The organism is Pseudomonas sp. GM50 (genome assembly GCF_000282375.1).
Taxonomy (GTDB): domain Bacteria; phylum Pseudomonadota; class Gammaproteobacteria; order Pseudomonadales; family Pseudomonadaceae; genus Aquipseudomonas.
The window spans coordinates 1-13,874 of sequence record NZ_AKJK01000116.1; the positions used below are offsets into that span (position 1 = coordinate 1).

General features: G+C 60.4%; 9 protein-coding genes. 1 reads left to right on the forward strand and 8 read right to left on the reverse strand.

Annotated features, from left to right (window positions below; genetic code table 11):
• Nucleotides 1-99: 99 nt before the first annotated feature.
• The 8 genes from PMI30_RS03585 to PMI30_RS03550 form a co-directional block, all read right to left on the reverse strand.
• Complete coding sequence (locus PMI30_RS03585; RefSeq protein ID WP_008014076.1) at nucleotides 100-1,020, reverse strand: LysR family transcriptional regulator; 921 nt, start codon at nucleotides 1,018-1,020, stop codon at nucleotides 100-102.
• Nucleotides 1,021-1,229: 209 nt separating this feature from the next.
• Nucleotides 1,230-2,096: an ABC transporter permease gene (locus tag PMI30_RS03580; protein ID WP_008014077.1), complete on the reverse strand. Its 867-nt coding sequence runs from the start codon at nucleotides 2,094-2,096 to the stop codon at nucleotides 1,230-1,232.
• A gap of 19 nt (nucleotides 2,097-2,115) precedes the next feature.
• Complete coding sequence (locus tag PMI30_RS03575; protein WP_008014079.1) at nucleotides 2,116-2,976, reverse strand: ABC transporter ATP-binding protein; 861 nt, start codon at nucleotides 2,974-2,976, stop codon at nucleotides 2,116-2,118.
• 5 nt (nucleotides 2,977-2,981) lie between these two features.
• Nucleotides 2,982-4,007 (reverse strand): ABC transporter substrate-binding protein, encoded by a 1,026-nt coding sequence (locus tag PMI30_RS03570; RefSeq protein WP_008014081.1) that lies wholly within the window; start codon nucleotides 4,005-4,007, stop codon nucleotides 2,982-2,984.
• 15 nt (nucleotides 4,008-4,022) lie between these two features.
• The gene (locus PMI30_RS03565; RefSeq protein ID WP_008014082.1) at nucleotides 4,023-4,934 is read right to left on the reverse strand and encodes a TauD/TfdA dioxygenase family protein; all 912 of its coding nucleotides are present in this window, start codon (nucleotides 4,932-4,934) and stop codon (nucleotides 4,023-4,025) included.
• A 292-nt stretch (nucleotides 4,935-5,226) separates the two neighbouring features.
• Nucleotides 5,227-6,594, reverse strand: a complete 1,368-nt coding sequence (locus PMI30_RS03560; protein ID WP_008014085.1) for an HlyD family type I secretion periplasmic adaptor subunit — start codon at nucleotides 6,592-6,594, stop codon at nucleotides 5,227-5,229.
• Entirely contained in the window at nucleotides 6,584-8,740 is a 2,157-nt protein-coding gene (locus PMI30_RS03555) for a type I secretion system permease/ATPase (RefSeq protein WP_008014087.1), read from the reverse strand. Before PMI30_RS03555 ends, PMI30_RS03560 begins: the two co-directional genes overlap by 11 nt.
• A 39-nt stretch (nucleotides 8,741-8,779) precedes the next feature.
• Nucleotides 8,780-10,132, reverse strand: coding sequence for a TolC family outer membrane protein (locus PMI30_RS03550; RefSeq protein ID WP_008014090.1), 1,353 nt, complete (start codon nucleotides 10,130-10,132; stop codon nucleotides 8,780-8,782).
• Between the two features lie 357 nt (nucleotides 10,133-10,489).
• Between PMI30_RS03550 and PMI30_RS03545 the strand changes: the two genes are divergently transcribed.
• Nucleotides 10,490-13,874, forward strand: a 3,385-nt coding sequence (locus PMI30_RS03545) for a retention module-containing protein (RefSeq protein WP_008014092.1), incomplete at its 3' end; no start/stop codon positions are given.

The following is a 13,874-nucleotide window of genomic DNA, read 5'->3' on the forward strand; positions in this document are numbered from 1 at the left end:
GAGCCTGCTCGCGATAGGGCCAACACATTCAACATCAATGTTGACTGATCCACCGCTATCGCGAGCAGGCTCGCTCCCACAGGGATTGAGGGATCAACTTTAGGTAGGCTGTGCCGCCAACCACGTCTCATCGCAACAGGTCTTGAGGGTTTCACGCATCCAGCGATGGGCTGGGTCCTTGTCGAAACGCGGGTGCCAGGCTTGGGTCAGCATCAGGGTTGGCAACGGGATCGGCAGGGTGAACGAGCGCAGCTTCAAACCCAGGCGCCGCACGCTCAGCAATGCCTCCTTGGGCACCGGCAGAATCAGATCGGAATCCGGCAAGGCGAACATCGCCGCATGGAAACTCGGCGCAATCACCGCCACCCGCCGCTCCAGCCCCAAGGCGTTGAGCGCCGTGTCGATCGGCCCGCGGGCGATCCCCCGGCGCGACATGCTGATATGGGAAAACCCGGCGTACCGTTCGGCGGTGATCTCTTCATCGAACAATGGGTGATCTTCACGCACCAACCCGACAAAGTGAGTGGAAAACAGGTTCTGCACCTTCACTTCCGGCATCAGCGGCCGATTGTTGCTGACGCTTAAATCGATGCGCCCTTCGCGCAACGCTTCGTCATCCCCATCGCCCTCAGGGACAAAGCGCAACTCGCAATGCGGAGCCTGGCGCTCCATCGTGTCGAACAACTTGCCGCCGTAAACGCCAACAAAGAAATCATTGGCGCGAATGCTGAACCGTCGGCGCAAACTGCCTAGATCCACCTCATCGGCGGAGCGGAACAGCAAAGCGGCCTGCTCCACCAGGTCTCGCACTTGCTCGCGCAACTCCAGTGCCTTGGGCGTCGGCACCAGGCCACGGCCGGCGCGCACCAGAATCGGATCGCCGATGGCCTCGCGGATCCGCGTCAGCGTCCGGCTCATCGCCGCCGGGCTGAGGTTCATCCGCCGCGCAGCGCCCACCACACTGCCCTCGTCGAGCAAGGCGTCGAGGGCGACCAACAGGTTCATGTCCGGGAGTTGCATGCTGAGCACTCGTAGCTGATCTGGATTGATTCAGACGCAATGCTAGCAAACATCCCTAATTGAAGTGGTGACGGGTCTGGCCCCATCGCGAGCAGGCTCGCTCCCACATGGATTCTTTGTCGTACACAAAATCTGCAGCCACCGAAGATCCCTTGTGGGAGCGAGCCTGCTCGCGAAGGGGCCAGACCAGTCACCCGAGAACCCAAAGCCTATCGCTGCATCCCCCACCGCTTAACAGTCACCCGCTCCAACGTATCGAACACCAGATTCTCCACCAGCAACCCAATCAGGATCACCACCGCCAACCCGGCAAACACCTTGTCGGTGTACAGCTCATTGCGATTCTGGAAGATGTACCAACCCAAACCACCCTTGCCGCTGGTAGCGCCAAACACCAATTCAGCAGCGATCAGCGTACGCCAGGCGAAGGCCCAGCCGATTTTCAGCCCGGCAAGAATCGACGGTAGCGCAGCTGGAATCAGAATAAACAACACGAAACGCATGCCCTTTAGGCCGTAATTGCGCCCGGCCATGCGCAAGGTTTCCGAAACACCAAGAAACCCGGCATAGGTGTTCAAGGCCAACGCCCAGAGCACCGAATGCACCAGTACAAAAATCAGGCTGTTCTGCCCCAGGCCAAACCACAGCAGCGCCAGTGGCAAGAGGGCAATGGCCGGCAATGGGTTGAACATCGAAGTCAGCGTGCTCAGCAGATCGCGACCGAACCGGGTCGACACCGCCAGCGTCGTCAGGACAAACGCCAGAACGATGCCGATCAGGTAACCCTTGAGCAAAACAACCAGCGAAATCCATACCTTGCCCAGCAGTTCGCCACTGAGCAGGCCGTCCTGCAGCGCGCTGGCGGTTTGCAAAAAGCTCGGCAGCAGCAGGTCGTTGTTCTGATAGCGGGCGACAGCCTCCCAAAGCACCGCGAGCAAAATCAGGATCAGGCTTTTACGCAGCCAACCCTGCTGCCAGAGACGCTGGCCGAGCGGCAATTCACGCTCCAGCGGTACGCTGGTCAGCGGCTGCAAAACAGTTTCGTACTCTTGACGCGCAGATGATGAATGGCTCATCGGGCAATCCTCCAATGGCTCAATAAGCGATGCGAATGTCGGCGAAATCCAGCGCACGCTCGGTTTCCGCCGACTGACCTTCATCGAACAACAGCCGATGAATCCGCCGCGCCGATTCCTGGAACGCGACGCCACCCAAGCTGTGCAAGTCGTATTGATGGCTGTGGACTTCCGCCCGCACTCGACCCGGATGGGGCGACAGCAGCAAGATCCGGTTGCCCACCACCAACGCCTCTTCAATGGAGTGAGTGACAAACAGCAGCGTGAAACGTACCTCTTCCCAGAGCAGCAGCAACTCTTCCTGCATCTTGCGTCGGGTCAGCGCGTCGAGGGCGGCGAAGGGCTCGTCCATCAACAGGATCTTCGGCTGCATCGCCAAGGCGCGAGCAATGGCCACACGAGCTTTCATGCCGCCAGACAAGGTATGCGGATAGGCATCAGCAAACGCTGCCAGACCGACCTTGTCCAGATAGTGCAACGCCCGCTCTTCAGCCTCTTTGCGCTTGAGAGTTTTAGAAGCGAGCAGCGGAAACATCACGTTCTGCTTGACGGTTTTCCACGGCGGCAGCTGATCGAACTCCTGGAACACCACGATCCGGTCCGGTCCCGGCGCATCGACCCGCTGGCCTTGCAGGCGAATCTCACCCTCACAGGGCTGAATGAACCCGGCAACGGCTTTGAGCAACGTCGACTTGCCGCAGCCGGAAGGACCGAGCAGCACAAAGCGGTCCGACGGATCGATCTCGAAACTGACCTGATGCGTCGCTCGAACCACACGCGCAGGCGTGCGGTATTCCAGGCTGACCTGGTCGACCGACAGCAGCGCTTGAGCTGCCGCGATCGGTTTGCTGACCGTGTGGCCTTGCAAAGGGGCGTTCATGTCGGTCAGCTCCCTTGCAGCGGCTTGGTGTCTTGGAAGAAGTAGTCCTTCCACGAATCCGGTTTGTTTTTGATCGCGCCGACGCGGTAGAGGAACTCGGCCAGCGGGTAGGTATTTTTCGGTGTGATGCTGAATTCGAATTGCGGGTTGTCGATGATTTTCAGCAACGCTGCGCGGTCGATTTTGGCCTTGGTGACGCGGATGTAAGTGTCGGCCGCCGCACCTTTATCGTTCTGCGCAAACTCGGCCGCTTCAGTCAGCGCGGCGATGAAGGCTTTGTAGGTTTTCGGGTTCTCGTCGCGGAATTTCTCGGTGGCGAACAGCACGGTCGGCGAGTTCGGGCCGAGCAAATCATAGGTGTTCAGCACCACATGCACGTTGGGGTTTTGCAGCGCCTGATCCTGGAACGGCGGGTTGGAGAAGTGCCCACTCAACTCGGTGCCACCGGCAATCAGTGCCGCGGTGGCATCCGGGTGCGGAACGGCGATGGTGTACTTGTCGAGGCGATTGAATTCCTTGTCGCCCCATTGCTTGGCCGCCGCGTATTGCAAGAAGCGCGACTGCACCGAGACCCCGACCGCCGGCACCGCAATGCGGTCCTTCTCGGTGAAGTCGGCGATGGTTTTGACCTTGGGATTATTGCTCACCAGGTAGTAAGGAAAGTTGCCCAGGGAAGCCACGGCTTTGACGTTCTGCTTGCCGTGGGTGCGGTCCCAGATGGTCAGCAACGGGCCGACGCCGGCACCGGCAATGTCGATGGAACCGGAGAGCAACGCATCATTGACCGCCGAGCCGCCGGAGAGCTGGGTCCAGTCGACCTTGATGTCGATGCCTTCCTGCTTGCCGTACTTCTCGATCAGGTTCTGATCGCGCACCACGTTGAGCAGCAGATAAACGATGCCGAACTGTTCGGCGATACGGATTTCACCTTCGGCGTGGGCCACGGTCGGCGCTACCAGACTACCGGCGAGCAGGCTGAAACCCAGGCCAATGGCCGCAGCCAAGGGTGCAAATGGAAGACGTTTGGACATGGGAATTCTCCGAAATCAGAAAGGCGCGTCGCCCTGGATGGTGGTGCGATACAACTTGCGGCGCAGATGACTGGGGCATCCGGCGGCGAGGTGAATCAGCGAACGGTTGTCCCAGAACACCAGGTCGTGGGCCTGCCATTGATGGCGGTAAATGTTTTGCGGCTGCACGCTGTGGGCGTAGAGCTCGTCGAGCAATTGTTTGCTCTCGTCTTCCGGCAAACCGACGATGCGGGTGGTGAAGCCCTCACTGACGAACAGCGCCTTGCGACCGTTTTCCGGGTGGGTGCGGACGATGGGGTGAACCACTTCGGCAACCTGAGCAAGTTGCTCCGGTGTCAGGGTCGGGCGCCAATTGCCTTCGAATTTGCTCTCGCTGTAACGCGCGGTATAGGAATGCGCGGCCGAGCGCCCTTTGACCGCTTTGCGCAATGCTTCGGGCAGGCTGTCCCAGGCTTTGTGCATGTCGGCGAACAGCGTGTCGCCGCCTTCGGACGGCAACTCCTGGGCATGCAGCATCGAGCCCAGGCTCGGCAGCTCTTTATAAGACAGGTCCGAATGCCAGAACTTGCCGGCATCCCCGAGGCCGATGGATTGGCCGTTCTCGATGATGTTCGAAACGATGAGAATTTCCGGATGCCCGGCCAGCAGGAATTGCTTGAGTACATGGATCTGCAACACACCGAAACGCCGGCTGAAGGCGATCTGCTGTTCGGGGGTAATGCGCTGGTCGCGGAACACCACCACATGATGATCCAGGTGCGCGCGATGGACACGGGCGAAGTCCCGGTCGTTGATCGGGCGGGACAGGTCCAGGCCGATGATTTCGGCACCGACAGCGCCGCTAAATGGCCGGACTTCGAAGGCTTGCGACGCGATGGCGGCGACGCTGGTTGACACGGGCTTTGGAGAAAAAGAGACAACTGACATAAAAATCACTCCCACGCACAGCGCGCTCAAGGGCGCGCATCGATCAGAAACTCACGGAGGTCCCGTGTTGGTTCGTGTCGTGCGGCGCGCCGATTGGTCGGCAGGTACGCAGGGATGTGACTTTATAGGTATAAGAATTGAAATTTAAATACCGTTAGTGAATAACGATATGGCTTTTGAATTGTGGTGGCTTTGAGGACGCTTTCGCGGGCAAGCCTCGCTCCTACAGAAGCCCCGCGTCCCTGTAGGAGCGAGGCTTGCCCGCGAAGAGGCCATCAGCCCCAACCGAGAATCACCGCTCGTGCAACGCCTCGGCCCGAGCCCGAATAATCGGCTTGAGCAGATAACTGAGCACGGTCTTCTTGCCGGTAATGATATCCACCGACGCCACCATCCCCGGGATGATCAGTAACGGTTTTTCATCCGTCCCCAGGTGGCTGCGATCGGTGCGTAGTTTGATGATGTAGTACGTGGTCTTCTTGTCTTCGTCGGTGATGGTGTCGGCGCCGATCTGCTCCAGCTTGGCCTTCAGCCCACCGTAGATGGTGTAGTCGTATGCAGTGAATTTCACCGTCGCTTCTTGCCCCGGGTGCAGGAAGGCGATGTCTTGCGGACGAATTTTGGCTTCCACCAGCAAGGTGTCATCCAGTGGCACGATCTCCACCAGATCGCTGCCCGGCTGGATCACGCCGCCGATGGTGTTGACCAGCAACTTGTTGACGATACCGCGCACCGGCGATGTCACCAGCGTCCGGCTAACCCGGTCTTCCAGGGCCTTGCCAGTGGCTTGGGCCTTGTTCAGGTCGGTGCGCGCTTCGTTGAGTTGAGTCAGGGCTTCGCTGCGGAATTTGCCGCGCGTCTCGTCGACTTTGCGCTGCACTTCCTTGATCGCCGATTCGGCGCGAGGGATCGCCAAGGTAGTGGCGTCCAGTTGGCCGCGGGTTTCGACCTCGGCACGCTTGAGTCGCAACACTTCCACCGGAGACACCGCGCCCTGAGCCACCAACGGCTCGGACATGTTGATTTCCTGACGTTGCAGCGATAACGCATTGCGATACTGAGACTGTTTGGAGGTGAACTCGCGCAGCTCTTGCTGACGCTGGATCAATTGCTCCTGCAAGCCACCGATCTCATCGTGCAGTTGCTGACGACGGCTGATGTACAGCGACTCTTCGCTGGCGGCCTGGGTGGGAACAGCCTTGAGCACGTCGGCGGGGAAGTTCAGCGGACGGTCATCGACCTCGGCGCTCAAGCGCTCCACACGCAGCAGCATCGACAGCCGATCGGCCTCGGTTTCACCGACGTTGGAGGCAAACCGCGTGTCGTCCAGCCGAATCAGCGGCGCGCCGGCCTCGACGATTTGCCCCTCGGTGACGAACAACTCGGAGACGATACCGCCCTCGAGGTTCTGGATTTTCTGGATCTTCGACGATGGAATGGCCTTGCCGTCGCCCTTGGTGACTTCATCGATTACCGCGAAGTTGGCCCAGAGCATCAGGAACACGAAGAAGCCGATGATCGCCCAGATCGTCAATCGCACCACGCGCGGGGCGTCTTCGATCAGCGCTTTGTTGACCTCGGGAAGGGGCTGGCCTTGCAGCGACGCGGAGCCTTTGAAGTAGCGGCGGATGGAATCTTTGACCCCGGACTTAAGCAACACTGATCTGCCCCTTCTTCAACGCTTCCATGACGGCGGCTTTCGGGCCATCGGCAAGAATCTGCCCGCGATCAATTACCAGCAGACGATCCACCAGCGACAACAGCGAAGCCCGGTGCGTCACCAGCACCACGGTCTTGTTTTCCACCACCGCAGCGAGGCGTTGCTTGAGGCGTTCTTCGCCGGTGTTATCCATGGCGCTGGTCGGTTCGTCCAGCAACAGGATCGGCGGGTTGAGCAACAGCGCTCGGGCCAGGGCGACGTTTTGGCGCTGACCGCCGGACAGGTTCTGCCCGCGCTCACCGACTTGCAGCTCATAACCTTGCGGGTGCAGACGGGCGAACTCGTGAACACCCGCCAGTTCCGCGGCTTGCAACACCAATTCGTCTTCGACATAGCGCGCGCCCGAGACCAAATTGTCGCGCAGGGTACCGGCGAGCAACTGGATGTCCTGGGGCACGTAGCCGATGTTGTGGCGCAATTCGCTGACGTCGATCTGACGGATATCCACACCATCCACCAGCAACGCGCCGTCATCCGGTTGATAGAGGCCCACCAGCAATTTGGCCAGAGAGCTTTTGCCCGAGCCGCTGCGGCCGATGATGCCGATCTTCTCGCCGGGCTTGATGATCAGGTTGATGCCCTTCAGCGCGGGGTTCTGCTGATCCGGGTAAGTGAAGCTCAGCTGACGGCATTCAATGGCGCCTTGCAGCACCTTGCGGCTCAGCGGGCGCTCGTCGAAATTGCGCTCCTGCGGCAGCTCCATCATCTGATCGACCGAGGTCATGGTCACACGGGCTTGCTGGTAGCGGGTCAGCAGGCCGGACAGCGAGGCCAATGGGCTGAGGGCACGACCGCTGAGCATGTAGCACGCGATCAAGCCGCCCATGCTCAGGTGGCCGTCGATGATCTGGTACACGCCGAAGACGATCATGATCACCCCGGCCAGTTGCTGAATCAGCAAGGTGATGTTCATCGCCAGACCGGACAGCATTTTCACCCGCAGCTCGAGGCGGCTGAGGGTGCCGATCGTTTGTTCCCACTGATACTGGCGTTCGCTTTCGGCGTTATTGACCTTCACCGCATCGAGGCCGGCGAGGGTTTCGATCAGGCTCGACTGACGCTCGGCGCCCAGGGCCATGGTTCGTTCCATGGTCGCCACCAGCGGCTTCTGCAAGGCATAACCGATCAGCAAGGCAATCGGGAACGCCAGCACCGGAATCCACACCAGATGCCCGCCCAGGATCGCGATGACCATAAAGATCAGCAGCGTAAACGGCAGGTCGATCAGGCTGGTAAGGGTCAGCGACGCGAGAAAGTCCCGCAGGCTCTGAAACTCATGGATGTTCTGCGCGAAGCTGCCGACCCGCGCCGGGCGGTACTTCATGGCCATGCCAACGATGCGCTCGAACAGCGTTGCGGAGATGATCAGGTCGGTTTTCTTGCCGGCCAGGTCCAGGCACAAGCTGCGCAGGCTCTTGAGGATCAGGTCGAACACATAAGCGCCCGTGATGCCGATGGCCAGGACCCAAAGGGTCGACTCGGCCTGGTTCGGCACCACGCGGTCGTAGACATTCATCACGAACAGTGGCGCGGCCATGGCAATGATGTTGATCAGAAAACTGGCAGCGATGGCGTCGACGTACAGCCAGCGCGAACGCTTGAGCGTGTCGCGAAACCACGAACGCGCGCGCGGGATCAGCGTGCCGTGGTTGACGTCGAATTTGTGTTGGGGCTGGGCGAAGAAGACCTTGCCGATGTAGTCGTCGGAGAGCAGTGCACGGTTGACGCAGACCTCACCACCATCACTTTCGCTGAGCAGCAAGCGGGCCTGGTCTTCACCTTGCCAGCCAAGCAGCACCGCGCTGCGACCGTCCTTGAGCAGCAACAGCGCCGGCATGGCAATCGCCGGAATCTGCTCCAGCTTGCGTTGCAACACCCGCCCTTGCAGCCCGGCACGAGCGGCTGCGCGGGGCAGCAGTTCGACGCTTAGACGTTGTTTGGGTAACGGCAGGCCGGTGGTCAGCATCGCGGCGCTGGCCGGTTTCTGGTGCAAAGTGCAAAGGGCTAGCAGGCCGTCCAGTAACGGATCGTCATGCAGCGCGCGCGGATCATGAATGAGTTGAACTCGACTGACTTCTGATTCCACGCTCGACACTCTTGGCTAACGATTGAAATGGGGCAGGACTCAATTCATCCCGGGCAGCTGGACCTTGGGCTTCACGTCGTTTTGCACAACGGATGCCAACGGTGCGACCACGCCCTGACTTTTGAGCAATTCGCCCATGGTCGCCTTGATTCGGTACTGAGTAAATAACTGAATGTTTTTGATCTCGGCCAGCCGACGGGAAGCGCTGAACAGCTCGTTTTCACTGTCGAGCAGATCGAGCAAGGTGCGTTCGCCAAGGCTGAACTGCTTCTGATAAGCACTGCGAACACTGGCGCTGCGATCGACATACTGCTGGGCGATCGGCACTTGGGCATTGGCGTTGTTCAAGGCATTCCAGGCCAGGCCCAGTTCTTCATTCAGCACGCGCAGGGCGTTGTTGCGAATATCCAGCGCCTGGTTCGACAGGTAGGACTTGGATTCCAGATCAGCCTTGTTGCTGCCACCGGCGAACAAATTGAAGCGCATGCGCAGCATCGCCTGCCATTCGTTGTTGTGACCGTTCTGACCATCAAGATCGTTATCGGCGGTGCGACCCAGTTCGGCATCGAAGCGCGGGTAGAAGCTCGACTTGGCGGCTTCGTACTGTTTCTCGGCGGCGGCGATATCGGATTCGGCGGAGCGCAGGATCGGGCTGTTTTCCAGCATCTGCGCCCGGGCTTCATTCAGGTTGGCCGGCAACAGCGCCATGAAATCGGCAGGCCGCTCCAGTTGATCGGGCATCTGGCCGACGGCGCTGAGGAAGTTGGTTTCGGCATCAGCCAGGTTGGTCTGTTCAGTGATCAGGTTGTTGCGGGCCTGGGCCATACGCGCGTCAGCCTGATCAAGGTCAGCGCCGCTCCCGACGCCACGCTGGGTGCGCAACTTGATCTGGTCAAGAATCCGTTCGTGGTTCTTCAGGTTGTCTTCGGCCAGGCGCACGAATTCGCGGCGGGTCAATACATCGAGATAGACCTGAGCGACGGTCAGCCCGGTACGTTCCGACGTGCCCAGCAAGGAATAAGCACGGGAATTAACGGTGGCTTGTTGACGCCCCACTTCGCTGGACGTCGCAAAACCGTCAAACACCATCTGCGACAGACGTAAACTTGACTCGCTACGATTCAGCGTTTCCCAGTGATTGTTGTTGCCGGCGGCGCGGGTGGTGACGCTGTCGGTGCCTTCACGACCATAACCGCCCAGCAGATCGACCCTCGGCAGGTATCCCCCTTTGGCGGCCTTTAACTGATAATCCGCGGCCAATCGGCTGTTAACCCCTGCCTGAATTTCCGGATGGACGTCCAGCGCCTGCTGCATGGCCTGCGGGAGGCTTTGTGCCTGAACAAAGCTGGCGGCAAGGGCGAAGGGTAGAACCTTGAACAGGTGCAAACGCATAGTTGGAATTTCCCGGGACTTCTTGTCTTGAATCACTGCAGAACGTGGCACTGCATCGGATGATGGCAACCGGAATGACCGTATGTCGGAAAGTTCAAAATCGGAACTGGGTCACACACTGTAGGACAGGTCGCCGCTTAAATATCAATGTGACATTACTTGGACGATTGTTTAGGATGGCTCCCATAAGGTCAATAGTTTGGCATAAAGTTAATTTCGAAAAAATATAGCCAAATTATTGACGATAACGCGCCAAAGTTATGCACCGAATATTTTGAAAGTACATCCAGCCCCGATCGGCGAGCACGCTGACCGGTTCATGGAAGTCAACTGAACGTGACACCCGGAGAGTCTTCAATGAGCAGTGTTGTTGCCATCGTCAAAAGCATTGTTGGTCAGGTTTTCGCGGTGTCGCCAGAAGGCATCCGCCGCGTACTCGTTGAAGGCGACCGGTTGTTGGTCGGAGATCAGGTAGACACCGGTGCCGCCGGCGCCATTACGCTCGAACTGGCTGATGGCCGCACCCTGGACCTGGGCCGCGACACTCAGTGGAGCGGCAGCGATCCGGATTCCAGCACCGACCTTGCGCAAGCCACTGCACAAGCCGCGCCATCGGTTGACGAATTGCAGCAAGCCATCGCCGCCGGCGTCGACCCGACCACCGCTCTTGAAGCCACCGCGGCCGGCCCTACGGCTGCGAGCGGAGGTGGCTCTACCGGTGGTGGCCACAGCTTCGTGGCCCTGGAGGCAACCGCTGCCCGGGTCGACCCAACCATTGGCTTCCCGACAGAGGGTCTCGCCACTGCCGCGTTGGCAACACAAGACACCACCGGCGGCCAGACTGCCGATACCAGCACCAATGCCCTGCGCGAATCGACCCTGAGCCTGAGCGCCACGCCGACCATCACCGAGGCCGGTGGCGTGCTGGTTTACACCGCGACCCTGACCCAGGCGCCGCTGACCGACCTGACCATTACCCTGTCCAACGGCTCGGTGATCGTGATTGCAGCCGGTCAAACCACCGGAACCGTCAACGTTCCGCTGGCACCGAACGACACTGTTTATAACGATCCGACCCAGATCAACGTGACCGTCACCGGCACCACGGGCGGCAGCGGTATCGTGGTCACCCCGCCGACTACTCCGGCCGTGACCCAGGTCACCGACACCGTCGACACCACCACCGTCACACTGTCAGCGGGCTCGACCGTCACCGAAGGCGGGCAGATCACCTACACCGCGACGTTGACCAACCCGGCGCAAACGCCGGTCACCGTCACCTTGTCCAACGGTTCGACCATCACCATCGCCGCTGGCAACACCACCGGCAGCGTCAACGTTCCGACGCCGGCCAACGACGTCTACAACAATGGCAGTACCGTCAGCACCACCATTACCGGCGCGACTGGCGGCAACTTCGAAAATCTGGCGCCGAATCCAACCCCGGCCGTCACCACCATTACCGATTCCGCCGACACCACCACCGTCACGCTGACAGCGGGTTCGACCGTCACCGAAGGTGGCCAGATCACCTACACCGCGACCCTGACCAACCCGGCGCAGACGCCGGTCACCGTGACCCTGTCCAACGGTTCGACCATCACCATCGATGCCGGCCAGACCACCGGCAGCGTGAACGTTGCGACGCCGGCCAATGACGTCTACAACAATGGCAGCACCGTCAGCACCACGATTACCGGTACTACCGGCGGCAACTTCGAGAACCTGGTGCCGAACCCGACTCCGGCGGTCACCACCATTACCGATTCGGTCGACGACACTGGCCTGATCCTGTCCGCCACCGGCAGTGTCACTGAGGGTGGCCAGATCACCTACACCGCGACCCTGACCAACCCGGCGCAGACGCCGGTCACCGTGACCCTGTCCAACGGTTCGACCATCACCATCGAAGCCGGTAAAACCACCGGTTCCGTGAACGTCGACACCCCGGCCAATGACGTCTACAGCAACGGCAGCACCGTCAGCACCACGATCACTGGCGCTACCGGCGGCAACTTCGAGAACCTGGTACCGAGCACCACGCCTGCCGTCACCACCATCACCGACTCGATCGACAACACCGGCCTGAGCCTCAGCGCCACCGGCACCGTCGTCGAAGGCGGCCAGATCACCTACACCGCCACCCTGACCAACCCGGCCGGCACGCCGATGACTGTGACCTTGAGCAACGGCTCGGTCATTACCATCGAAGCGGGCAAAACCACCGGCAGCGTGACTGTCGATACCTCTGCGAACGACGTCTACAACAATGGCAGCACCGTCAGCACTACGATCACCGGCACCACCGGCGGCAATTTCGAGCAACTGACCCCGAGCACCGAGCCGGCGCTCACCACCATTACCGACTCGAAAGACGACACCGGCCTGAGCCTGTCGGCGTCCACCGAAGTGGCCGAAGGTGGTCAGATTCTGTACACCGCGACGCTGACCAATCCGGCCGGTACGCCGGTCACTGTGACCTTGAGCAACGGCGCGGTGATCACCATCGCCGCTGGCGCGACCACCGGCAGCGTGAGCGTCGATGCGCCCGCCGATGATGTTTATAAAGATGCCGGCAAGGTCGAAGTCACCATCGCGGACGCCGCCGGTGGCAACTTTGAGAACCTGGTGACGGACCCGGCGGCAGCGGTCACCGAGGTGACTGACACCCTCGACACTTCGACGGTCAATCTGACGGCGACGTCTACTGTCGCTGAAGGCGGGACCGTGGTTTACACCGCGTCCGTCAACGCACCGGTCACCGGTTCGCCAGTGGTTGTCACTCTGTCCAATGGCCAGACCATTACTATTCCGGTGGGCGCCAGCAGCGGTTCTGTCAACTTCACAGCGCCGAACGATGCGCTGGCTGGCGGCGGTTCCCTGAGCGTCAAGATTGATGACGCCAAAGGTGGTAACTACGAGAAGCTGGAAGTCGACGGCAAGTCGGCCGACACCTCGGTTACCGACACTGCGGACACCACCAACCTGTCGCTGACCGCGACCGGTGCCGTGGATGAAGGCGGCCAGATCACCTACACGGCAACCCTGACCAATGCGGCCGGTACACCAGTGACCGTCACGCTGAGCAACGGCGCCGTCATCACTATCGAAGCAGGTAAAACCACCGGCTCCGTAACCGTCGATGCACCGAAGGACGATGTCTACAAAGACACCGGCACCGTCGAAGCGACCATCAAAGACGCGACTGGTGGCGGTTTCGAAAACCTGGTCGCCAGCGATGCACCGGCGGTCACCACCGTTAACGACACCCTCGACACCAGCACCGTTTCGCTGACTGCCACCGCGAACGTCGCCGAAGGCGGCACCGTGGTTTACACCGCATCCGTGACATCGCCTGTCACCGGTTCGCCGGTGGTTGTCACCCTGTCCAACGGCCAGACCATCACCATTCCAGTCGGCTCGAGCAGCGGTTCTGTCGACTTCGTTGCGCCAAACGATGCGCTGGCCGGCGGCAGCTCGCTGAGCGTCAAGATCGACGATGCCAAGGGTGGCAACTACGAGAAGCTGGAGGTCGACGGCAAGTCGGCGGACACCTCGATCACTGACACTTCAGACACCACCACCCTCAGCCTGTCGGCGACCGACTCCGTCGCTGAAGGCGGGTCGATTGTTTACACCGCGAGCCTGACCAATGCCGCCGGGACTCCGGTCACCGTCACGCTGAGCAACGGCGCCGTGATCACCATCGCCGCCGGCGCCACTACCGGTTCCGTAACCGTCG